The sequence below is a fragment of the Rufibacter roseus genome (assembly GCF_001647285.1).
GTDB lineage: Bacteria > Bacteroidota > Bacteroidia > Cytophagales > Hymenobacteraceae > Nibribacter > Nibribacter roseus.
The window spans coordinates 267,407-289,853 of record NZ_LRML01000003.1; the positions used below are offsets into that span (position 1 = coordinate 267,407).

16 protein-coding genes are annotated in these 22,447 nt (G+C 47.1%); 6 read left to right on the forward strand and 10 right to left on the reverse strand.

Features of this window, described 5'->3' with window-relative positions; translation table 11 throughout:
* Positions 1 to 110: 110 nt before the first annotated feature.
* A complete protein-coding gene (locus tag A8O23_RS05145) occupies positions 111 to 2,651 on the reverse strand; it encodes a M56 family metallopeptidase (RefSeq protein WP_066617623.1) in 2,541 nt (846 codons plus the stop codon).
* Entirely contained in the window at positions 2,644 to 3,021 is a 378-nt protein-coding gene (locus A8O23_RS05150) for a BlaI/MecI/CopY family transcriptional regulator (RefSeq protein WP_066618274.1), read from the reverse strand. The genes A8O23_RS05145 and A8O23_RS05150 overlap by 8 nt, the downstream gene beginning before the upstream one ends.
* 698 nt (positions 3,022 to 3,719) lie before the next feature.
* Between A8O23_RS05150 and A8O23_RS05155 the strand changes: the two genes are divergently transcribed.
* Entirely contained in the window at positions 3,720 to 4,850 is a 1,131-nt protein-coding gene (locus A8O23_RS05155) for a glycosyltransferase family 4 protein (RefSeq protein ID WP_066617625.1), read from the forward strand.
* Positions 4,851 to 4,944: 94 nt separating this feature from the next.
* Here the strand turns inward: A8O23_RS05155 and A8O23_RS05160 are convergent, their stop codons facing one another.
* Both A8O23_RS05160 and A8O23_RS05165 read right to left on the reverse strand, forming a co-directional pair.
* Positions 4,945 to 5,415 (reverse strand): GNAT family N-acetyltransferase, encoded by a 471-nt coding sequence (locus A8O23_RS05160; RefSeq protein WP_066617627.1) that lies wholly within the window; start codon positions 5,413 to 5,415, stop codon positions 4,945 to 4,947.
* Positions 5,416 to 5,548: 133 nt separating this feature from the next.
* Positions 5,549 to 6,787 carry a DUF2254 domain-containing protein gene (locus A8O23_RS05165; RefSeq protein ID WP_066617629.1) on the reverse strand — a complete coding sequence of 413 codons (1,239 nt, stop codon included), beginning with the start codon at positions 6,785 to 6,787 and terminating at the stop codon, positions 5,549 to 5,551.
* A 209-nt stretch (positions 6,788 to 6,996) separates the two neighbouring features.
* On the opposite strand from A8O23_RS05165, the gene A8O23_RS05170 reads away from it, so the two are divergent.
* Positions 6,997 to 8,238 carry a M16 family metallopeptidase gene (locus tag A8O23_RS05170; protein ID WP_066617632.1) on the forward strand — a complete coding sequence of 414 codons (1,242 nt, stop codon included), beginning with the start codon at positions 6,997 to 6,999 and terminating at the stop codon, positions 8,236 to 8,238.
* Between the two features lie 348 nt (positions 8,239 to 8,586).
* Here A8O23_RS05170 and A8O23_RS05175 read toward each other — a convergent pair whose 3' ends face one another.
* From A8O23_RS05175 to A8O23_RS05195, 5 genes are all read right to left on the reverse strand, one after another.
* Entirely contained in the window at positions 8,587 to 9,798 is a 1,212-nt protein-coding gene (locus tag A8O23_RS05175) for a pyridoxal phosphate-dependent aminotransferase (protein ID WP_066617635.1), read from the reverse strand.
* A gap of 962 nt (positions 9,799 to 10,760) precedes the next feature.
* Complete coding sequence (locus A8O23_RS05180; RefSeq protein WP_082882919.1) at positions 10,761 to 11,678, reverse strand: transglutaminase-like domain-containing protein; 918 nt, start codon at positions 11,676 to 11,678, stop codon at positions 10,761 to 10,763.
* A gap of 190 nt (positions 11,679 to 11,868) precedes the next feature.
* A complete protein-coding gene (locus A8O23_RS05185; protein ID WP_066617640.1) occupies positions 11,869 to 13,497 on the reverse strand; it encodes an acyl-CoA carboxylase subunit beta in 1,629 nt (542 codons plus the stop codon).
* Positions 13,498 to 13,731: 234 nt separating this feature from the next.
* Positions 13,732 to 14,739 (reverse strand): MlaD family protein, encoded by a 1,008-nt coding sequence (locus A8O23_RS05190; protein ID WP_161486696.1) that lies wholly within the window; start codon positions 14,737 to 14,739, stop codon positions 13,732 to 13,734.
* An 11-nt stretch (positions 14,740 to 14,750) separates the two neighbouring features.
* Positions 14,751 to 15,527: an N-acetylmuramoyl-L-alanine amidase family protein gene (locus A8O23_RS05195; protein ID WP_066617651.1), complete on the reverse strand. Its 777-nt coding sequence runs from the start codon at positions 15,525 to 15,527 to the stop codon at positions 14,751 to 14,753.
* A gap of 68 nt (positions 15,528 to 15,595) precedes the next feature.
* Here A8O23_RS05195 and A8O23_RS05200 point away from each other — a divergent pair, with 68 nt between their 5' ends.
* The 4 genes from A8O23_RS05200 to A8O23_RS05215 all read left to right on the forward strand — a co-directional run bounded on the left by A8O23_RS05200 (position 15,596) and on the right by A8O23_RS05215 (position 21,241).
* Entirely contained in the window at positions 15,596 to 18,307 is a 2,712-nt protein-coding gene (locus A8O23_RS05200) for a putative LPS assembly protein LptD (RefSeq protein ID WP_066617654.1), read from the forward strand.
* A gap of 259 nt (positions 18,308 to 18,566) precedes the next feature.
* Positions 18,567 to 19,385: a 3-methyl-2-oxobutanoate hydroxymethyltransferase gene (gene panB, locus A8O23_RS05205; RefSeq protein WP_066617655.1), complete on the forward strand. Its 819-nt coding sequence runs from the start codon at positions 18,567 to 18,569 to the stop codon at positions 19,383 to 19,385.
* A 180-nt stretch (positions 19,386 to 19,565) separates the two neighbouring features.
* Positions 19,566 to 20,237: an RluA family pseudouridine synthase gene (locus A8O23_RS05210; RefSeq protein WP_066617656.1), complete on the forward strand. Its 672-nt coding sequence runs from the start codon at positions 19,566 to 19,568 to the stop codon at positions 20,235 to 20,237.
* Between the two features lie 263 nt (positions 20,238 to 20,500).
* A complete protein-coding gene (locus A8O23_RS05215) occupies positions 20,501 to 21,241 on the forward strand; it encodes an acyl-CoA desaturase (protein WP_066617662.1) in 741 nt (246 codons plus the stop codon).
* Positions 21,242 to 21,299: 58 nt separating this feature from the next.
* On the opposite strand, the gene A8O23_RS05220 is transcribed toward A8O23_RS05215, so the two are convergent.
* Positions 21,300 to 22,418 (reverse strand): DUF418 domain-containing protein, encoded by a 1,119-nt coding sequence (locus tag A8O23_RS05220; protein ID WP_066617669.1) that lies wholly within the window; start codon positions 22,416 to 22,418, stop codon positions 21,300 to 21,302.
* Between the last annotated feature and the right edge of the window lie 29 nt (positions 22,419 to 22,447).

The window sequence follows — 22,447 nt, forward strand, 5'->3', positions numbered from 1 at the left end:
AGTAACACTGGCTCTTAACTTAACTACTGTTTCTGGACCGTTTTCATAAAAAGAGCCCGAAAACAGGTTCGGGCTCTTTGGCTGTTGGTAAGCTAAAGCTACTGCTGTACCTAGTCTTGTTTAGTTGTGGTGGCAGGCTTGGTATCTTTTATCACTATGCGGTATGGCACCGTGTACTTCACGTTAACCGCTTTTCCGTTTTGTTTTCCCGGAATCCAGAGAGGCATAGAATTCACCACTCTTAAAGCCTCTTCGTCTAAGGTAGGAGACAAGCTTTTTAGAACCTGAACATTAGTGATTTCACCGGTTTTGGTCACAACAAACGCAAGCACCAATGTTCCCTCGGCTCCGCTTTTCTGGTCTTCTGCCGGCACCTTGAAATTCTCTGACAAATACTTGAACATGGCCGCCTGCCCACCTGGGAACTGAGGCATTTGCTCTACAGCAATGTATACTTTATCGTCATCGTTATTGGCGGGAGTTTTTGCATCACTTTTCTGCGGCTGCCCATTTCCTTGTATCCTAAACGGAACGGTATATTTCACTGCCACCGCTTTGCCGTTTTGCATCCCCGGAGTCCATGTAGGCATGCCCTCCACTACCCGCACAAACTCCTCGTCTAGGCTAGGTGACAGTTTTTTCAGCACTTGCATGTTTGTTATTTTTCCTTCTTTGTTCACCACGAAGGAGCCTACTATTGTTCCGGTACCTTCGCCAGCAGGCAGCTTAAAGTTTTCTGCCAAATACTTAAACATAGCCGCCTGCCCACCGGGAAACTCTGGCATTTTTTCTACTGCAATGAAGACAGGCTCACCCTCTGGCGTGGTAGTTGGCTTAGTTGGTACATAAGTGGACTTTGCTCTTTCCTCCTGCTTTGCCTTTTCCTGGGCATAGGTTGTCTTTCCATTAATAACCACAACTGTTGCAAATTCAATCACTTCTTTAGAGGCCACCGGCTTACCATTACTGTAAGCCGGTTTCCACTGAGGCATTTTGTTCACTAGTCGTCTAAACTCTTTATCAACAGCAACAGCAACTTCTGTGGAATGAAATGGCTCCGTTTTTACTTCTAGGGGTCTAACACCAGTGACAAACCCGTTAGCATCAATAGAAATTTGAGCCTTTATGTGCCTAAGAAATTTAACTGGATAATCCTCCGGAACTTTAGATTTAAACACCACCTCTGGTATGATAAACTGGGTATTTAGGTAATGGTACATGGCTCCTTTTCCGCCCGGATATTCAGCTGGGCTGTTGCCAGACGCTTGTACCTCTGCAGCGGCAGAAGTCACCTTCGTTTTCTGCTGCCGGTGCTCCAGGTATTTAGAGTAAGACAGAAAATCAGTGCTCACCGAGGCTATTTTGATAACTTCTTTGGAAGCCACTGCTTTGCCATTTTTAAAAGCCGGGCTCCAGGAAGGCATCAGGCTGACCACCCGGGCAAATTCCTGTTTAACAGCCTCCTGCACCTGCGGGTGGTTCGGGCTTACCTCCATTTCCAGCACCCTTGACAAGGTAGCCTTACCGGCTGCGTCTATCTCCACTTCAATAGAGGCCACTGCCTGTACCATTTTATCACCTCCGTTCAGGCGGTCGAAGGCAATTTTAGGGAACGTGAAGTTATTCCGGACAAAGGTATTGGCCGCTTCTCGGCCTCCCGGAAATTCGGCTGGCCTTGATTCATCTTTGGTCAGAAAGATGGAAGATGCAGCCTCTTTCAAGGAAGTTACTGGTGACACAGGCTCCAGCGCTTGAACCGGACGCATGGCCATGATCACGCTTACCAAGCCTATACTCAGCGGTAACAGCAGCAAAACTTTTCTGGTTTTAGGGGATTGCGGCAATTTTTTCATCATCTTAATTCTGTTTAACGTGAGAGATTTATTGAAGAAAAAATAGCTACCCATGGCAAATCCCACTTTCTGGAACACCTGCTTGAGCAGCAAAGAAGCATATTCTTGATGATTGGCGTGGCGAACTACTTCAGCATCGGCAAGGTACTCATGCGTTTGCTCCAAGGCATTTTTGTAAAGGCGCACCAACGGGTTAAACCAGAATACAATGCCCAGCACCGACACCAGCAAAATATCCAGGCTGTGCCGCTGGTCTAGATGCACCCGCTCGTGCTGCAGCACCCGCTCGGTTTCTTCGGGGGTAAGGGCTTGGGTATTATCAAAGAACACGTAGCCTAGAAAAGAGAAAGTAGGCATTTTGCCGTTGGTCTGGATAACCGGCGCGTGGTTCGTGAGTTTGAAATAAACCCCTTCTTGCTTGGCGTAGCGGTACAAAGAGAACAGCTGGTACCCGAAGCGTAAAGTAAAAAGCACCAGTCCTAGCGCGTAAGCCAGGTAAACAAAGGGCCAAACATCAATAGTCTTTTCAAACTCTTCCTCAACCATTTCCACCGGCAGCTCATAATCTTCAAGAGGCACATAAGCCAAACTTTGAATGGCCGCTACTTCTGGTTCGGCTTGGGGCCAGGCGGGCAAACTGGCCAGCGGCAGCAATGTGGCTACGACCAACGCACCCAGCAGGTAGAAACGGTTAAACCTGAAGCAGGTCTCTTGCCGCAGCACGAGCCAGTAAAACAGGTAGAACAACAGCAGGCACAACGCCGACTCGGCTACGTACTGAAGAAACGCATTATTCATCTTCGTTTTCTTTAAGGTCTTGCTTTACATGCTTCAGCATTTCTTCCAGCTCCTGTAGATCCATGTTTTCTTCCTTGGCGAAAAAGGAAACCAGTTTCTTGAAAGAACCCCCAAAGTAGCCGGCCATAAAGTTCTTCAGGTAGAAGTGGCGGTACTCGTCTCGGGCCACCAAAGGGTAGTACTCATGCGTTTTGCCATAAGCTTTGTAAGAGACAAAGCCTTTTTTCTCCAGAATGCGCACAATGGTAGACACCGTGTTGTAAGCGGGCTTGGGCTCGGGCAGCTGGTCCAGAATGTCTTTCACAAAACCCTGCTGTATATCCCACAGAATCTGCATGACCTGTTCCTCGGCTTTTGTTAACTCTTTCATCATGATGCTTTTAGTTTCCTTTACCAAACATAAAACTAAATACTTAGTTTTCAAACTAAATGTTTAGTTTATTTTCTTAGATGATGAATTAATTTGGGAAGATGTAATTAGACAAATATTTCAAGACATAGAATTTGTCATATTGAAAAGGTCTCGGTGGCAAGCCCGGTATGCTGTTGCTATCTGTCACGCCCTTGTTGTCACCAACAAGTACAAAGGATGCTCAGGTTGAAATGATAATATTAGAAAGCTCCCGCCCTTGTTGGTGTTATCACCAACAAGCACAAAGGCAGGTGAGTTTGGATTACTAATAATAGAAAAAGCCATCAAGGCTAGCAAAGGAATAGGCCATTAATCACTTGATCCGCAGTTTTACTTGTTGGTGATAACACCAACAAGGGCTGGAGGGGCTGAGGGCTGGAGGGGCTCCTTTTATTAAAGTGTGTTATTCTTCATAGTGGCTTTGCCTGATGAGTACAGCGGGAGTAGAAAAAAAGAATAGTCGTGCAGCTATTGTGAATCTTTGGTTACCGCTTTCCATAACTTAGTCTTACCTGAGGTTTACAATATATATGTGCAACAAGGGCAAGCACTCACTTCGGCTTCAACGGCTTACTTACAGCTACTCCTCTAAAACTCCTCTACCGGAAGTCATGTTGGTGCTGGTTTAAAAGAAGAGTAGTACTTTTGCTTTGCGCATGAAAATAGGATACGACGCCAAACGAGCCTTCACCAACACCTCTGGGTTAGGCAATTACAGCCGCTTTGTCATCTCGGGTATGATGATGCATTTCCCGCAGTACCAGTATGCTTTGTTCACTCCCCGCCGCAACGACTTGTTCAACGACTTTTACCCCCAAGTAGCCAAAACCCAGGTGGTACAGCCCGATGGCTTAGGCAAGCGCTTTTCCTCTTTGTGGCGCACCTTCGGCCTACGGGCAGCTTTGCCCAAACATGCCATAGAAGTGTACCACGGTCTCAGCAATGAGCTGCCTTACGGCCTTGACCGCCAGAAAACTAAACTCGTGGTTACCATACACGATCTTATTTTCCTGCGCTACCCCGAGCTGTACCTACCTATTGACCGCTACATCTACCGCAAAAAATTCAAAGACGCCTGTGATGCCGCCCATCAGATTGTAGCCATCAGTCAGCAGACGGCGCAGGATCTAGAAGAGTTCTTTGGCGTTCCGCAGGAGAAAGTACAGGTAGTGTACCAAGACTGTGACCCTGTTTTTCAGCAGTTTTTTGAAAAAGAGGCCAAAAACGAGATTCTGCGGAAGTACAATCTGCCTTCGGAATTTATTCTTTGCGTAGGCACGTTGGAACGGCGTAAAAACCAGCTGCTCCTGCTCAGGAGTTGGCACAAGGCTGGCGCTTCAGTACCATTGGTGTTCATTGGCCGTAAGACAGAATACTTCAAAGAGATGCAGGCTTACTTGGCAAAACATCAATTGGAAGACAAAGCTCTGTTTCTGCCTTACATCCCATTTCAGGAGTTGCCCGTCATTTACCAGCTGGCCACGCTGTTTGTATATCCAAGCATTTTTGAAGGCTTCGGTATTCCTATTGTAGAGGCTTTGAACAGCGGGGTGCCCGTGATCACCTCTACCGGCTCTTGCTTTGCCGAAGCCGGTGGCCCCGCCGCCCGCTACGTCTCCCCTTCTGATGTTGATGCCATGGCTCAAGCAATTCAGGAGATTCTTGCCAGCTCAGATCTTCAGAAACAAATGATAAAACTTGGCCTGGAGCACGCCCAAACGTTCAGACCAGAAGTAACCATTCCGCAGCTGCACCAGGTATATGAGCAGGTTTTGAAAAATTGTTGATTGCTGGTTGTTGATTGTTGGTTGTTGTAGAAGCATGCCGTTTTGGGCCTATTTTTAAGAAAACAGGTTTAAAACAGAAAATCGGAATCAAGAATTATGCTTTTGACTCGACCAACTCCAGGTGCAGGATTGGGTGCGGGTTGCCCATGCCGTCCACAGGAGAGCGGCTTGCCACCTGAAATCCTTCGTGCAGGTAAAAGCCCACTGCTTGCTCGTTTTCTTCGTTTACATCTACTTTGGTTACTTTCTGCTGCTGAACAGCGTGCTGCAGCAGTTTTCTGCCAATGCCTTTACCACGGACAGCTGGATGCAGAAACAGCATTTCCAGTTTACCATCGGCCACACCTGAGAAACCTAACATGTTGCCCGCCTCATTACGGGCGCAGGTCAGCTGCACCTGCGGTAACAACTGCTGCAGAATAAGCGGACGGTAGAAATGGATCTCGTCTTCAGACACAAAATGGTGGGTAGCCCTCACGGATGCTTCCCACACCTCCAGTATCTCTTCGTATTCTCCGGCGGAAGCGCTTTCAAGCTCTACTTTGTCTGTTCTTTGCTGTATCATAGCTTTTCAGAATCACCTGAAATGTAAGAAAAACAAAAGCAGCTTGCTATCCTTCGGGGGTTTCCCTGGAAAAAATGAGGTGATCAACCGTAATCAAGAACTCCTTCATCTGTCTTTTATCCTGCCAATTGCTCTACGCTTCTTCCTGTATCTTTTGCTTTACCTTCTGCCGCAAATCTTCTATCAAGGCATGGTCTTCGGGGGCGGTATGGAAAACGTGCAGCTGGTCCAGTACTTTTTTCATCTCGGTTCTGAAAACACGGTCACTTTGCCCGTAATCCCACATAGGAAGCAGCGTTTGCATAAATATGTCTCTGAAAGAATCTTCCACCGTTACAATACGCACCACCCCGTCTTCGTCTTTGATAAGCCGGTAGGCAAAGTTCCGAAGCCGGAAAGCCAATAGATCTACCAGCGCGTGCAGACTCAACACTGCCGTGCCTGGGTCATTGACACCCGGGCTCAGCGCTTTCAGAGCCACCTCCACCAACTGTTTAAACCCATAATAGGGTGTGTTAGAGATAGACTCGCCTCTATAGAAATCTACCAGAAGCCTAATTTGCGCCTGTTGCTCATCAGTGACAGGTTTCAGAGAAGATACTTTCAGGAAGGGCACCCCCTCCAGAACATACGTGCCCACTGGGAAAACAAATCCTACACTTATGTCCTGCTCTTTGCACAGGCGTAGCAGCTCTTTGCGGTCAAAGCCCTGAAAATAACCTGATGCCTCCGCCTTCAGCTCCTGCCCCTGCGTGAAGACCGGCACCCGTTCCATTGACTCCTCCGCCAGGTGGCTGTTGTTTTCCAGCTCCCGCTTGGTCTCCTGGTGTATGCGGGCAATAATAGTTTCAAATTTGACTGACTGCGTGATGTAATGTATAAAGTAAATGAACAGGAAAATATCTACCACTGTGAGCACAATGAGCAGGTACACACTCAGAGCCGGCACATAGATACCCGAATCAATGTCTCTAATGGTGCTGAGCAGAAACAGAGCGTACACAATGGTACCAATGTAAAACCCCAGTACGTACTGCTGAAACCGGTTGCCAATGAGGCTGCCCAACACACGGTTGCTCATGTTAGAAGCTGCCTGATTGAGCAAGATCATGACCATGGAAAAGCTGAAGACAGTGAGAGACAGAATTCCGGCGGCAATGGTGGCGGCAATGGTTCGGGCGGTACTGGCATCTTTCAGGCTCAGGAAATCCCACTGGCTTTTGAGCTCTTTCCCGAATTCAGAGAAATCTAAGGTTAGCACTATGTAAGATAGAATCAGAAATACCAGCGCTATGACAGCGGGGTAAAAAGCAATGCTGTTCACCACCCTGTTGTAATACCGCCTAACTGTTTTCAGTAATTTTTTTCTCATACAGTACTTATACGGAGCAACTGCAGCTGGTTGGCTATTCTGTTTCAAGGCTCTTTTCCTGAAAACAGGCCTGAAACGCAACCTCCTCAATTCATAATTCCTAATTGCCAATTCTTAATTCTCCTCTCCGTACCTTTGCAGGCTGTTTGCTCTTTTTTGGGAATGAAAGGCGCAGCAGAAGTGTTTTGCTTTTAAACGCAACTAAGAAATTGACGAAATTACCTGATTACCATATCCATACCTTATCTAACGGCATAAGAGTGTTGCACAAGCAGGTGCCGCACACTAAAATTGCCCACTGCGGTTTCATGATGGACATTGGCTCCAGAGATGAGCTGCCCCACGAGCAGGGCCTGGCCCACTTTTGGGAGCACATGGCTTTTAAAGGAACACAGAAACGTAAGTCTTTCCACATCCTGAACCGACTGGAGGCCGTGGGCGGCGAACTGAATGCCTACACCACCAAAGAGAAGATCAGTTTCTATGCCTCGGTGCTGGAAAACCACTTTGAAAAAGCCTTCGAGCTGCTCACAGACATTACCTTTAACTCTACTTTTCCGGCCAAGGAAATTGAGAAAGAGCGTGGCGTGATTCTGGAAGAGATGGCTATGTACTTAGACACACCCGAAGACGCCATTATTGACGAATTCGATGACGTGGTGTTCAAAGACCATCCGCTGGGCAACAACATATTGGGCACCCGCGAGAGCGTAAGCGGCTTTACCCGTGAGAATTTTCAGGCTTTTATTGACCGTAACCTCAGCACCGACAAGCTGGTGTTCTGCTCGGTGAGTAACTGGCCTATTGAGCGGGTAGTGAAGCTGGCGGAGAAGTATTTAGGGCAGATACCCGAGAAAATTCAGCGCCGCGAGCGCCTTACGTTTGATCAGTACCAGCCTCAAAACATCACAGTAGAAAAAGCGATTCAGCAGGCACACTGCGTGATTGGCTGCCCCGCCTACGCTCTGTCAGACCCCAGACGCCTCACCTTTTTTATGCTGGTGAATATTTTAGGTGGTCCTGGCATGAACTCCAGGTTGAACCTGGCCGTGCGCGAGAAGCATGGCCTGGTCTACACCATTGACGCCAACTATGCCACTTACATTGACACCGGCCTGTTCGGGATTTATTTTGGAACAGAGAAGAAGCAGCTGAAACGTACCACAGGCTTAGTTCTGAAAGAGATGAAACTGCTTAGAGAAAAGCCAATGGGCAGTGTACAGTTGCACACCGCCAAAGAACAGCTGATGGGCCAGCTGGCCATGGCCGAAGAAAGTAACATGGGCTTTATGATGATGATGGGCAAAAGCATTCTGGACCTCAACCACATTGAAACCCTCAACGACATCTTTGAACAGATCCGTAAAATAGAAGCCAAAGACCTGCTCAATATTGCCAACGACACCCTCCGCGAAGAGAACCTGAGTTTCCTGCAGTACGTGCCGAATTAGGAATTAAGAATTAAAGATTAGGAATAGCCTTCTGTTTTAGGCCTGTTTTTGGAAAAGCAGGCCTAAAACAGAAGGCTAATTTTTTCTATTGGTTCAGAAAAAAGGATTAATGGCATTGCAGATACTCCCCCTTTGAAGGGGGCGAAGGGGGATGTTTACACAAGCAGATCTACGCATTCCTGATCCTTCTCTTTTACGGTCATCCCGAGCAGCGCCGAGAGATCTAACGAAGGCCACCTATAGCAGAATAAAATGCGTTAGCCACCGCAAAGGACAGGTCGCGACCTGTCCGTACACTTCTGTTAGTTTAATTAAATTCATTCTCCGCGTGAGCGTGTTGTAGGCAACCTACTGCTGCCGGTAGTCTTGCAGGAAAAGGGCCAATTTATCCAGTGTCTCGTCCAGCTCTACTACTGTAGGCAGATACACTACTCTAAAATGGTCTTGCTTTGGCCAGTTGAATCCGGTGCCCTGCACCAGCAGCACGTGCTGATCTACCAGGAAATCCAGCACAAACTGCTCATCGCGCTTTATATTGAATTTTTTGACATCAATCTTCGGGAACATATAAAAGGCACCCGTTGGCTTTACGCAGGTGATGCCTTCAATGGAGGTAAGCTTTTGGTAGCAAGCCTCGCGCTGTTTGTATAGTCGGCCCTGCGGCAAAATCAGCTCATTAATACTTTGGTAACCACCTAGTGCGGTTTGTATGGCAAATTGGGCGGGGGCGTTGCTGCAAAGGCGCATGCTGGCTAAGGCATTCAGTCCCTCAATGTATGAGGCCGCCATTCGTTTGTTTCCGCTCATCACTACCCAACCCGCTCTAAACCCAGCCGCGCGGTAATTTTTAGACAAGCCGCTAAAGGTCAGGCAAAGGGTGTCTGGGGCAAAGGCCGCCGTAGAATGATGCTCCACGCCATCGTAGAGAATCTTGTCATAGATCTCGTCTGAGAACAGAATCAGTTTATGCCGCTCAGCCAATTGCGCCAGCTGCTGCAGTACCTCTTTAGGGTAAACCGCTCCGGTGGGGTTGTTGGGGTTAATAATGACCAAACCTTTGGTGCGGTCGGTGATTTTGCTTTCGATATCCTTTAGGTCAGGGTACCAATCAGAAGCTTCATCGCAGAGGTAATGCACCGCTTTACCGCCTGAAAGATTTACTGCGGCTGTCCAGAGCGGGTAATCTGGGGCCGGAATTAAAATTTCATCGTTGTCGTTCAGCAAGGCCTGCATGCTGAGCAAGATCAGTTCACTTACGCCGTTGCCAATAATAATGTCATCTACCTGCACATCGGGCAGCTGTTTGCTTTGGCTGTAGTGCATGATCGCCTTTCGGGCAGCGAAAAGACCCTTTGAGTCTGTGTAGCCTTGCGCATTGCGCAGGTTCACGATCATGTCGTGCACAATCTCATCTGGGGTGTCAAACCCAAACGGAGCCGGATTGCCTATGTTCAGGCGTGTGATTTTATACCCCTGCTTTTCGAGATCTACGGCCTTCTCAAAGATGGGCCCGCGTATTTCATAGAACACGTTGTCTAACCGACTGCTCTTCTGTATCATGCTTCAACTATTGAAGCGCTAAATATAAAGGCTAAAGTTTTCTGTTTAAGCTGTTTTAGCCTTGTTTTTAGAAAAGCAGCTGTAAAACGGTTGTTCGGTTGGCAGATCTGGATTTGAGGAAACAGGAAGGCCTTGGCAGCAATGGTAGGGACAGGTAGGGATCTGTTCGGATGCAGTGCCCGATGTATCACCAGTTGCTAAGAGTTACTTCGTTAGATCCTTCGGTAGCTACACTAGCTCTTTTCGGCTCCCGCCTCAAGAATGCCCAAGACGACTGAGAAGAGATGGGATCAGGAATGCGTGAACCGGCAGGTGTAAACATTCCCCTTCGCCCCCTTCTAAGGGGGAGTATCTGATATGCTTAGTTTCTCCGCTGTTCGGGATTTGCAATCTCGAACTTGGGTATTCTGCGGATTTGCAATCCGCGGCTTTCCCGTTCAATGGCGCAGCAACGGGGATTACAAATCCCCTGAATACCCGCTTCCGGATTGCAAATCCGGAAGAGCAACTTCTTGTGGTGAGAACTTAACAGCCCTATCCTTCAAAGGGGGAGTATCTGATATGATTAGTCCTTATAGATAACTAGAGGCGGTTCTGTTGCATAAAAAGCTTCGTTACTATGTAACGGCGTTATACTTTCGGCTTATTTTTTCAAAAACAGCACCAATGGAGACTAGTTAGCAAGTCACGGAAGTAACTCCCGCCCCATAGAATGGGATAGTACCTTTAATTTTTATTCTACTGAAAAGCAGGCTCACCCCTTTCCCTGTGAGGAGGGGAGTTTTACTTCGTTGCGGATGTTTTCGTTACTGGTACTAATCTTCTCGGCAAGAGTTGAAATTACAACTGGTCAGCGGCTGAACGGAAGGAAAGCTTTGTAGTTAAAAAGCCTCACTGGTTAAAATCAGTGAGGCCTTTTCTGCTTTTTAGGGCTGTTTTTCTAAAACTAAGGTAAAAACAGACTACATATCTTCTTCACCCCCAGATCCGTCTTCAGGATCTCCACTTTCTCCTTCTGAACCATCTTCAGCACCAGGAGCTGGTTCATCGGCTAGCGCGTCTAGTAAGCGCTCTATCTCGGTGGCTTTTTCAGGATCGTTGAGTTTCTCGTAGGAGAGCGAGAGGTTACGGAGAGCGCGGCGCACGATGTCTATTGGTGCGCAGGGCTCGTAAAAAATGTCAATTGGGTGCAGGTTCAACTGCTGAATGTAGTTATCAATGTCGCTCTTGGTCAGGATGAGGCCACGGTTGTACACGTTAATGTAGAACTGCGGCAAAATGTCTCCTTTGAACGTGAGCACGAACAGGTTAGGCAAGTTTACTCCGTATATGGGCAATCCCAACTTCTGTGCCAGCAGCATATAAATCACACAAAGTGTCAGCGGATTGCCGCGCTTACTCTCCAATACCTGACTCAGCATGGAGTTGCCCGGAGCATGAAAATTCTTGGTATTAGCTGAGAAGTGGTGCAGTTTGAACAAAACGTGGTTCAACGATTTCACCTGATCATACGGGTGCATCTCGGGCCGAACGTTTACCCACGCCTCATAGAAAAGCTCTGCAATGGTTTGTTTGATCTTTTCCAGGCTGACATCGGGGTACTGGTAGGTATTGATGAGCCACATGCCGTAAAGCAAGTCTTCGGCCCCTTCTTCTTTCCAGCCTTTCATACGCCGGAGCAGTGCCTCGTACTGTAGGTCATGAATCAGGTCTTCCAGCTTTTTCTGATGCTCCGGATTCAGACTTTCTTCCCAGGCCTCCTCTAAAAAGGGCGTGATAGACTCGCCCAGGTCTACAATTTTTTGATGTACATGCGCCACCACATCCGGGTCTTCATCATCCAGCAACGAGATCAGCGCCTTTATTTCTTTGTTGGTCAAAACTTATTTTAATTAAGAATTTAAAATTAGGAATTAAGAATTGAATACGTTTCTCCTTTACGTAAAAATGCACTCCCTTTGCCACAAATTCCATAACCATTCCTAAAAATGTCATTGGCAAGACGGACAAGAAAAAATAATTCCTAATTCCTAATTCCTAATTCCTAATTCCTAATTCCTAATTAAAATATCACGTTTGTATCACCCCCACATTAAATTGCTTGGTGATAGGTGCATGATTGGCGGCTTCTATGCCCATGGAGATGACTTTGCGGGTCTCAAGTGGATCAATGATGCCGTCTACCCACAGACGGGAAGCGGCGTAGTAAGGGCTTAGCTGTTCGTTATAGCGGGCTGTGATCTTGTCTAATAATTCTTTCTCGGCTTCGGGCGTAATTTCCTCTCCTTTGGCCTTTAGCGAAGCTACCTGAATCTGGAGCAGGGTTTTCGCCGCGGAGGCACCACTCATAACGGCAATTTGGGCAGTGGGCCAGGCATAAATGAGGCGTGGGTCATACGCTTTGCCGCACATGGCATAGTTGCCCGCACCGTAGCTGTTGCCCACAATAATGGTGAATTTAGGCACCACAGAATTGCTCATGGCGTTTACCAGCTTGGCTCCGTCTTTGATGATGCCCCCATGCTCGGCCTTACTGCCCACCATAAACCCACTCACATCCTGCAAGAACACCAACGGGATCTTCTTTTGATTGCAGTTCATGATGAACCGTGCGGCTTTGTCAGCGGAGTCAGAGTAAATAACCCCACCCATCTGCATTTCACCTTTTTTGCTCTTGACAATCTTGCGCTGGTTTGCCACAATGCCTACGGCCCAACCGTCTATGCGCGCCAGGCCGCAGATCAGGCTTTGCCCGTAAAGGTCTTTGTAAGGTTCAAACTCAGAATTATCTACCAAACGCAAGATAATGTCCATCATGTCATAGGGCTTCACTCGGTCTTGGGGCAAGAGGCCGTAGATTTCCTGAGGGTCAAGTTTCGGCTCCGCTGGTTCTGCTCTGTTAAAACCTGCCTTAGGGTTGTCGCCCATTTTATCGAAGATGTTCCGGATATGATCGAGACATTCCTGGTCAGTCTCGAATTTGTAATCGGTGACACCTGATATTTCTGAATGGGTAGAGGCTCCGCCCAAGGTTTCGTTGTCAATGGTTTCACCTATGGCAGCTTTGACTAAGTAAGAGCCTGCCAGAAAGATAGAGCCTGTTCCTTCTACAATCATCGCCTCGTCGCTCATGATGGGCAAATAAGCTCCACCCGCCACGCAAGAACCCATAATGGCCGAAATCTGCACAATACCTTCAGAACTCATAATGGCGTTGTTGCGGAACATGCGTCCAAAGTGTTCTTTATCAGGGAAAATTTCGTCTTGCATGGGCAGGAATACGCCGGCACTGTCTACCAGATAAATAACCGGCAGGCGGTTTTCTATGGCTATTTCCTGGGCTCGCAGGTTTTTCTTGGCGGTAATCGGAAACCAGGCCCCTGCTTTCACGGTGGCATCATTGGCAATAACCATGCACTGGCGGCCTTTCACGTAGCCAATACCGGCTACCACGCCACCACTAGGGCAGCCGCCGTACTCTTTATACATCCCTTCTCCGGCAAAGGCGGCTATTTCAAGAAACTCAGAATCATCATCTAACAAATACTTAATCCGTTCGCGGGCGGTCAGTTTTCCTTTCTCGTGCTGTTTGGCTATGGCCTTTTCGCCGCCACCAAGGGCTACTTTCTGGTGCTTGCTTTTCAGCTGGAAACAGAGCTGCTTTAGTGCGTCTTCGTTTTTGTTGAATTCTATGTCCATGCGAAGAATCAGTGTGTGAATGTTAGTATGAGTGAATGCGTGATTACTGGGTACAACGGTTTTACCCTTTCTACCCGCATACGGTATCAGACAAATATAGTAAAAACTCAGATTTTACCTAACGTTTGTTAGGCAATCAATCCTTCAAACGGCAGAAATGAAAAAGCGTTTTGGGCCTGCTTTCAGAAAAACAAGCCCAAAACGCTTTTGCTGCCATAAAACCAATGGCTTCTATTATTTCTCTACCTCACCGGCTTTTTCAACGGTACCGGCATTTTTTACAGTTTTGGCCTCTTTTACAGTACCGGCTTTTTCTACTTTCGTGCCTCCGCCAAAATCAATCAAAGAGAAGTGCACGTAGCGTTTAGGGTTCTGCTGTATGTCTTGCAGAAGAGAATTCAGACTTTCAGTAGAGGCATTCAGGTTGCGGTACAATGAGTCATCATTCATAAGCTTGCCCAGGCTGCCATTGTTCTCGTTGATCCGACGAATAGCCAGCTGAGCCTGCGCCACGGTACTATCCAAGCCTTGAATGGCATGGTTCATGGCCTGCACGTCTAAGGTATCAGTTAGGGTGTTGAGGTTAGAAGCCAGTTGGCTGAACTTAGCCTCAGTGCCGCGTAATGAAGCTGTGAGCGCGGCCAGATTGCCAGTAATTTCGTTAATGTTGCTTTGGTTAGACATGGCTATGGTACGCAAAGCTTCAGAGGTTGCCTCAGCATTAAGCAAAATAGCCCTAATACTTCTTTTGGCGTCTTTGTCCAGAAACTCATTCAATTTCACTAGAGTAGAGTCAACTGTTTCCAGTACCGGCATTGCCTTCTTTGAAAACATTTCTGTGATACTCTCCCCAGCTTTGCCAATTAAATACTCTCCGCCTTCATAGCGTTTAGAGTTGGCCCCTAGCTGAAGTTCAATTGATTTTCCGCCTAAAAATCCGTCGCTCACCAACATAGCCACTGTTGAGTCACCCACGGAAATATCATTGTCTACGTCTAGCGTTACCAGAATTTTGTTGCCTAAATCTGGCCGAAGCTGCATTTCTTTTACCAAACCCACGCGGTACCCGTTGATCACGATAGGGTTAGATGGCTCTAGCCCCTCTACATTGTTGTAGATGACATAAAAAGTACGGGTAGAAGAGAAAACATTCGTTCCCTTTAGAAATAGAAAGCCCACGTATAGCGCCCCCACAGCTACAATGCCGAGCAGCGCCACTTTGAGTTCTTTGGAAAATTTCACAGTTTGATTTTTTAGTTCATGGCTTCCAGCTCCTGCTTGTACTCTTTGAAAGCACGGTAGATGCCTGATGCCATATACGTTTGGTTGGTTTTATCGTTGAGGAACCGCTCTTCCTTAGGGTTTGTCAAGAAGCCGATCTCAATCAACGTACTTGGCATAGCCGATTTCCAAAGCACCAGAAAGCCTGCCTGCTTTACCCCACGGCTAGTGCGGCCTACTCTGGTCTTGAACTGCTGCTCTACTTTTTGGGCAAACCGCAGGCTATTGTCTAAATACGCACTTTGGTACAGGCTAAACAATATATGGCTTTGAGGGGAATTAGGGTTGAAGCCGTTGTAGTTCTTCTCGTAGTTCTCTTCCTGCAAAATTACAGAGTTCTCCCGCTGGGCTACCGCCAGATTACCGTCTGTCTTGTGCAGACCCATGGTATAGGTTTCAGTACCGTAGGCAGTGCTGGGGCCTGAATTGCAGTGAATAGAAATAAAAAGATCAGCGTGATTTTTGTTGGCAATGCCCGCCCGGTCAATCAGCTCCACAAATGTGTCTGTTTTACGGGTGTAGATCACGTTTACATCTGGCAGGTTGCTTTCAATTAATTCGCCTACCTGCAACGCTACCTTTAGGGCAACATCTTTTTCTTTGGCCGATGCCCCGTGGCACCCCCCATCTTTTCCTCCGTGACCGGCATCAATTACCACAGTACGAATTTTGATCTCTTTCTTCTCGTAAACGGTGAAAGAACTGAAGAGCAAAAAAACAAGAACGGTAAGAGAGACAATATTTTTCACGAGATTCGTTAGTTAAAAGCTATTGTTGATAACTTTGTAGCTAAGTGACAAATTAACAAAAATTTTACTTGATTCCGAAGAACCCCCTCCTGTTTTTGGCTATTGCCCTAGTTTTTGTGGCCGCCTTTTTTTCCGCCACGGAGGGAAATGCGCAGTTCCGCCGTGCTTCCTCTTCCGAAAGAATTCCTGAAAGATCAGAGAACAATGCCCAAGATACTGTTAAGGTAGCGCCAAAAGGCGATATAGAAACCACTATCAATTATAAGGCCAAAGATTCTATTCGCTATGACGCCGCCAACCAGATCATGTACCTGTTCGGCGAAGCCCATATTGACTATGGTGAAATTTCACTGGACGCAGCTTTTATAGAAATTAATTGGAACACCGGTATTTTGACCGCCACAGCTGACCAAGACTCTTTGGGAAGGCTGGTGCAGAAGCCAATTTTCAAAAACGGGGCTGAAATGTATGAGTCGGAACGGATACGGTACAACTACAAATCAAAGAAAGGTATTGTCACCAACACCGTTACTACCCAGGGCGAAGGCTTTGTACACGCCCAAACGGTGAAGCGCGATTCTTTAGGCAACATCTACGGCAAAACGGCCAAATATACCACCTGTGATCTGGAGCACCCGCACTTTTATATAAAGGCCACCAAAATGAAGGTGATCCCGAACGACCGTGTGGTGGCCGGACCTTTCCATATGGTGTTCGCCGATGTGCCTTTACCTATTGGCCTGCCGTTTGGTTTCTTCCCTTCACCGCGCAAAAGAGGTTCTGGTATTATTATTCCAACTTTTGGTGAAACAAGGCTGCAAGGGTATTACCTACGCCAGGGTGGTTTTTACTGGGCCATGAGTGATTATATGGACATGCGCATTACTGGTGATATTTATTCACTGGGGGGCTGGGGAGCCAATGTGCAGTCTACCTACACCAAAAGATACCGGTACAACGGTAGCTTCAGCCTTAACTACGCCCTGAACCCTGCTGCTGAAAACTATCAGTCCCGTAGCCTGGATGAAACATACCTGGTTAGAGGACCTTCCAGCAGCAACATCAACATAAGCTGGTCACATGTGCCGGTTGCCCGACCCGGCAAGGGGCAATTCTCTGCCAATGTACAAGCCAGCAGCGCGTTCTACCATCAGTACAACTCTATAGATCCGCGCTTGACACTTTCAAACAGATTTGGATCAAGTATATCCTATGGAAAAAGCAGCACGACCTCTCCGTTTAACTATAGGATCTCCTTGAGACATAGCCAAGGCATAGAGAATCGTACCCTTCGCTACAAAAACAAAGAAGGCCGCGATTCTTTGGTTTATTCACCTGTTCAGGTAATGAGTTTTGTTTTGCCAGATTTCAGCTTCGGGGTTGCCAGCCAAAGCCCTATTGAATGGTTTGGAGGCACCCTGACCGGCCGATGGATTGAAGGCATACGCATTGGATACAATTTGTCTGCTAGCCAGAATGTAACCAACAAAATTTCCTATAGAGGCAACCTAGGGTATCCGTTCCCAGAGCTTGCCCGCCGAGACACTGTTTTGTCTATCAACGGCAATAACCTGGCTGAAATATTTGATAACGGCCAAAGGATCATCAACCATGATATCCCCATTACCTTGGGTACGGTGAGCCTGTTCAAATACTTCAAGCTTACCCCTGGCGTAAGTTACAACGAGAGTTGGTATACCAATAAGTACACTTACCGCAGCGAACCCGGCTCAGATATCCTGAAAGTAGACACCACTAGTGGCCTGCACCGCGTGTACCAATACTCTACCAGCGCCTCTTTAACTACCAACCTTTACGGGCAGGCTAATTTCAAAGGCAAAAAGATTGAGGCAATCCGTCACACGCTTACTCCTAACCTCAGTTACAGCTACCGTCCAGACTTTGGGGGCTCTAACTTTGGCTATTACCAGCGGGTGCAATCAGACAGCTTGGGCAATACCCGCCTTCTTTCCAGATTCCCGCCGGGTGGAAATTTACCAGGGGCTGGTGTCTCTAGCGCTATTTCGTTTGGCATTGACAACAACGTAGAAATGAAGGTAAAGACCGACAGTGCCGGAGTTTTCAAGAAAGTCAGCCTGATTGACCGTTTTGCCATCAATGGCTCCTATAACATGGCCGCCGATTCTTTTAAACTTTCTAACCTCTCTGTAGATTTGAGCACCAGGCTGTTTAACAGTTTACCTATTCAGATAAATGCTACGTTAGACCCTTATGAATATGACGGTTCCCGTAGAATCAACCGTTACCTGTTCCAGCGCGGAGGATTGAACTTTGCACGTATCAACAATTTGAACTTCTCTACCCGCTTTGAGTTCAGCCCTAAAGCCCGGCAGCAGCAGGAGTCAGCAGATGCTCCACCACCCACTAATGTCCCTGCTCTGCAAAGAACCTTGACAGCGGCAGATTACGTTGATTTTAACATTCCCTGGACTCTCTCGGCAGGCTTTACCTCCAACTTCTCCCGAGACCTACTCACGGACCGGCTTATGAATCAAGCCACCTCTATGGACATAAATGGCTCTGTAACCTTAACGGATAAGTGGGCATTCACCTATACCACCAGTTATGACTTCAAGAACCAAGCTCTGAGTTATACTAACATTGCCATCTCCAGAGATTTACACTGCTGGCAGATGTCTATTAACTGGGTGCCGTTCGGAACCATGCAGATGTACTCCATCAACATAAACGCCAAGTCTTCTTTGCTGCGCGACCTCCGGATCAGGAGAAGTGACAGTGCCCACGGACGTGCCTGGTAATACAAAAGGCCACCTGAACAGGTGGCCTTTTGTATTAGACCTGTTTCTGAAAAAAGAAGCCAAAAACAGGACAAGACAGAGCTTTATTAAAAATTATAAAGAAGGCTTCACCTTATAGACTTACACTTTCCATTAAAAAGACGTAATCCTTACCAAGATTCATGGCCACTACGGTATTTCCTGCCTAATTTCTAATTCTTAATTTCTAATTCTTACAAGCAGGCTCCTTACCTTTGCCTCAATTCAACTCACCTATACTATGTCGGTTCAGAAACGCGAGATAAAAATTGTTACCACCCATCAGCTGCAGACCATGAAAGTGCGGGGAGAGAAAATCTCTATGCTCACGGCCTATGATTTCTCTATGGCTACCCTGCTCGACGCCGCTGGTACCGATGTTTTACTTGTAGGCGACTCTGCCTCAAATGTAATGGCTGGTCATGAAACTACCCTACCCATTACCCTAGATCAGATGATCTATCACGCCTCAAGTGTGGTACGTGGTGTGAAACGGGCTTTTGTAGTGGTAGATCTTCCGTTTGGCTCATACCAAGGCAACTCTTCTGAAGCACTCAGGTCGGCCATCAGAATCATGAAAGAGTCTGGCGCCCATGGCGTAAAGCTAGAGGGTGGAGTGGAAATAAAAGAATCTATTACCCGCATCTTAAGCGCCGGCGTGCCAGTTATGGGACACTTGGGCCTGACACCGCAGTCCATCTATAAATTTGGAACCTACTCCGTTCGGGCTAAAGAAGAAGCAGAGGCAGAAAAGCTTCTGTCTGATGCTCGCCTGCTGCAAGAGTTAGGTTGCTTTGCCATTGTGCTGGAGAAAATTCCATCGGCGTTGGCCAAGCGCGTAGCCGATGAGTTAGAAATTCCTATTATTGGGATTGGTGCTGGACCGCACGTAGACGGGCAGGTGCTGGTGATTCATGACCTTTTGGGCATCACGAAAGAATTCAAACCGCGCTTCCTGCGCCGCTACGCCGAACTGCATGAAACCATCACCGATGCCGTTAGTAATTATGTGCGCGATGTAAAATCAAAGAGCTTCCCAACTGAGGATGAGGCTTATTAATTTACAATGAGCAATGATTAATGAACAATGATTTAATCATTCCGTTGAAACTCAAAACCTGTTTTCGGCTTACTTTTAGGAAAACAAGCCGAAAACAGGTTTTGCTTTGGCCTCAATTACCATAACACCTCCCCTGATGCTGTGATTGATCATTAGTCATTGTTCATTAATCATTCAAATATGCTTGACGTGCTTTTTGAGGACAACCACGTTTTGGTGGTAAACAAACGTAGCGGAGTGTTGGTGCAAGGTGATGAAACAGGTGACACACCACTCTCAGAACTGGCCAAAGCCTATTTAAAGCAGAAGTACCAGAAGCCAGGGAATGTGTTTGTAGGCGTAGTGCACCGGCTGGACCGCCCTGTGAGCGGTGTGGTCTTACTGGCTAAAACATCTAAGGCACTTAGCCGCCTGAATGAACAGTTCAAGACGCGTAAAACTGAGAAAATTTACTGGGCTATTGCACAGCGGGCTCCGCAGCCAGAGGCGGGCACATTGGTGCATTGGCTAATAAAAGATGCCGCCCGTAACGTGACTAAAGCCCTGACCCACGAGAAACCTGGCAGCCAACGGGCAGAGCTGAGCTACTCTTTCATAAAAGCCTCCAACGGAAAATATTTAATAGAGGTACGGCCTGTCACGGGCAGGCCACATCAGATTAGGGTACAGCTGGCTTCGCTCAAATGCCCCATATTAGGCGATTTAAAATACGGTGCGCCAGAGCCTTTGCCCAACAAAAGCATTTGCCTGCACGCCCGTGAACTAGGTTTTGAGCATCCTGTTACGAAAGAATGGATTTCAGTACAGGCTCCGTTGCCACCTATTGCCGCCTGGCAACCTTTTCAGCCATAGCAACTGCAGAAACTCCTTTAACTTCTTCTACGGTGTGTTTTCAGTCTACTTTCCTGAAAATAAGCCTAAAATAAACTGGCCTGCTTTTAACAAGGCAACGCAACCTTAAAAAGATGATTTTCGTCACTTTCTTAGATTTAGTAAGTACTGGATTTACCAAGTTTGCGGCCTAGGTTGTAGCTTTGTGAACTTATTTGGCCACAACCTGTTAAATAAGTGCTTTTCTGAATAAGCTAACTCCATTATTTATTGCATCACCCAGCATGATTATTCTAATCTTTTTTGTAGCGCACTGGTACCTGTCTTTGTTTGTACAAACGTTTTACCTGCACCGTTACGCTGCCCACAAAATGTTCACCATGAACGCTTTTTGGGAGAAATTTTTCTTCCTGTTCACCTACATCAGTCAGGGCTCTTCTTTCTTATCACCCAGAGCGTATGCTATTCTGCACCGCATGCACCACGCGTTCTCAGACACGGAGCGCGATCCGCATTCACCGCACTTCAGCAGCAACGCTTTTACCATGATGTGGAAGACCAAGAACATATACAACGACGTGCTGAAGCACCGCGTGGAACCTGAGATGCGCTTTGATGGCAATTATCCGGTTTGGCGTGTGGTGGAGAGTATTGGCGACCACTGGGCTTCTCGCTTGGCTTGGGGGACTTTTTATGTAGTATTTTACATTTACTTCGCTGAATACTGGTGGATGTACCTGCTATTGCCTCTGCACTTTCTGATGGGCCCGCTACACGGCGCTATCGTGAACTGGAGCGGCCACAAATACGGTTACCAAAACTTTGACAACAACGACAGGTCTAAAAATTCGCTGTTCTTCGACTTTTTAACCGGAGGCGAATTGTTCCAAAACAATCACCACAAGCTGCCTAACCGCGTGAATTTCGGGGTGAAGTGGTGGGAAGTAGACCCTACCTATCCTGTTATCTGGACATTGGATAAAATAGGCATTATTAAGCTGAAGAAAGCCAAAGTGCGCTCATAGCTTAAAATATCATATTTAGAAATAAAGAGAGGCGTTACACCAGAAGTAACGCCTCTCTTTATTTTTTACCGGCTATGGCTCTTAACAGTGCTTCCGCTGGGCCTAACCTGTACCGCCGTACCCACCATTGTGAAACAGCCCATTGCCCTGTTATAACAATTAAATATAGTACCAGCAGTTGCCAAGGGGCTAATTTTCCGTAAAGTCCAAATCCGTAGCCATACATGAGTAGGCTAAACAAAATATTCTGAGTGATATAATGTGTCAGAGTTAGCTGCCCTAACCATTTTAAAAACTTCAGAAGCCTCTTGAACAGAATAGGCAACAGAGAATAACAGGCTACAAAGCTGTAGAAATAAACGGCAAGCAAAACAGCTCTAGAACTTCCGGCTTCAGAAGAATTCCCCACTTGCCGCCATCCGGCCACTACAAACCATAAAGCTATGGCTACCGCTACTGCTAAATGAACGCTGAAAGCCTTGATAGTCTGATAAGTTACAGTCAACTTCTGGAGCAACTCTGCTTTTACCACAACATAACCCAATAACATGAAAGCAAAGATTCTGGCATAAAACAAAAGCGCCTGCCAAGAGGACAAACTTTGACCATATTCCCGCACCCTGACCTGAATTACATCCCAGAAACTTCCAGAGGTATAAACAACTGCCTCGGCCTCGCTTTGGCCGGCACCTAAAGGCCACCAGCTTTCGCCTACAAAACTGAAAAGAAGCAGCGCCGCACTACAGGCAATAAGACTCCAGGCGGGCATTGAGCGACAAAGCAACAAGAGCGCCCCCATAAGCGCGTATTGCATCAATACATCGCCTTGCCAGATGAACAGCACTTGCAGCAGGCCCAGCAGAAATAATCCGGCTAGCCTACGCACAAAATAAATGGTGCCGTATTTTGGCAAACTATAAGCGGCGGCCAAGCCGAAGACTAAAGAAAAGATGGGATAGAACTTACCTCTCACCAGCACCATGAGGCCCCAAATAAGCCAATGATTTAAACCGCCCGGGTATAGGGCTGCGTAATCAGCAAACGCAACGTTTGGGGTATGAATGGCAAAAATGTTTTCCACCGCAATTCCCAGAAGGGCAAAGCCCCGAAGCATGTCTATCTCCGGCAAACGGCTTTGGCTTATAGAAACCTGATTGGCAGATTGAAACAGTTCCATTACCTTCGTTAGCTAATTACGTGAGGCAA

What these genes read in the sequence shown, in the direction of transcription:
- A8O23_RS05160 (WP_066617627.1), bottom strand. Translation starts at nt 5,415, where the DNA reads ATGATACAGCAAAGAACAGACAAAGTAGAGCTTGAAAGCGCTTCCGCC.
- A8O23_RS05215 (WP_066617662.1), top strand. Translation starts at nt 20,501, where the DNA reads ATGATTATTCTAATCTTTTTTGTAGCGCACTGGTACCTGTCTTTGTTT.
- A8O23_RS05220 (WP_066617669.1), bottom strand. Translation starts at nt 22,418, where the DNA reads ATGGAACTGTTTCAATCTGCCAATCAGGTTTCTATAAGCCAAAGCCGT.
- A8O23_RS05145 (WP_066617623.1), bottom strand. Translation starts at nt 2,651, where the DNA reads ATGAATAATGCGTTTCTTCAGTACGTAGCCGAGTCGGCGTTGTGCCTG.
- panB (WP_066617655.1), top strand. Translation starts at nt 18,567, where the DNA reads ATGTCGGTTCAGAAACGCGAGATAAAAATTGTTACCACCCATCAGCTG.
- A8O23_RS05185 (WP_066617640.1), bottom strand. Translation starts at nt 13,497, where the DNA reads ATGGACATAGAATTCAACAAAAACGAAGACGCACTAAAGCAGCTCTGT.
- A8O23_RS05175 (WP_066617635.1), bottom strand. Translation starts at nt 9,798, where the DNA reads ATGATACAGAAGAGCAGTCGGTTAGACAACGTGTTCTATGAAATACGC.
- A8O23_RS05155 (WP_066617625.1), top strand. Translation starts at nt 3,720, where the DNA reads ATGAAAATAGGATACGACGCCAAACGAGCCTTCACCAACACCTCTGGG.
- A8O23_RS05165 (WP_066617629.1), bottom strand. Translation starts at nt 6,787, where the DNA reads ATGAGAAAAAAATTACTGAAAACAGTTAGGCGGTATTACAACAGGGTG.
- A8O23_RS05210 (WP_066617656.1), top strand. Translation starts at nt 19,566, where the DNA reads ATGCTTGACGTGCTTTTTGAGGACAACCACGTTTTGGTGGTAAACAAA.
- A8O23_RS05150 (WP_066618274.1), bottom strand. Translation starts at nt 3,021, where the DNA reads ATGAAAGAGTTAACAAAAGCCGAGGAACAGGTCATGCAGATTCTGTGG.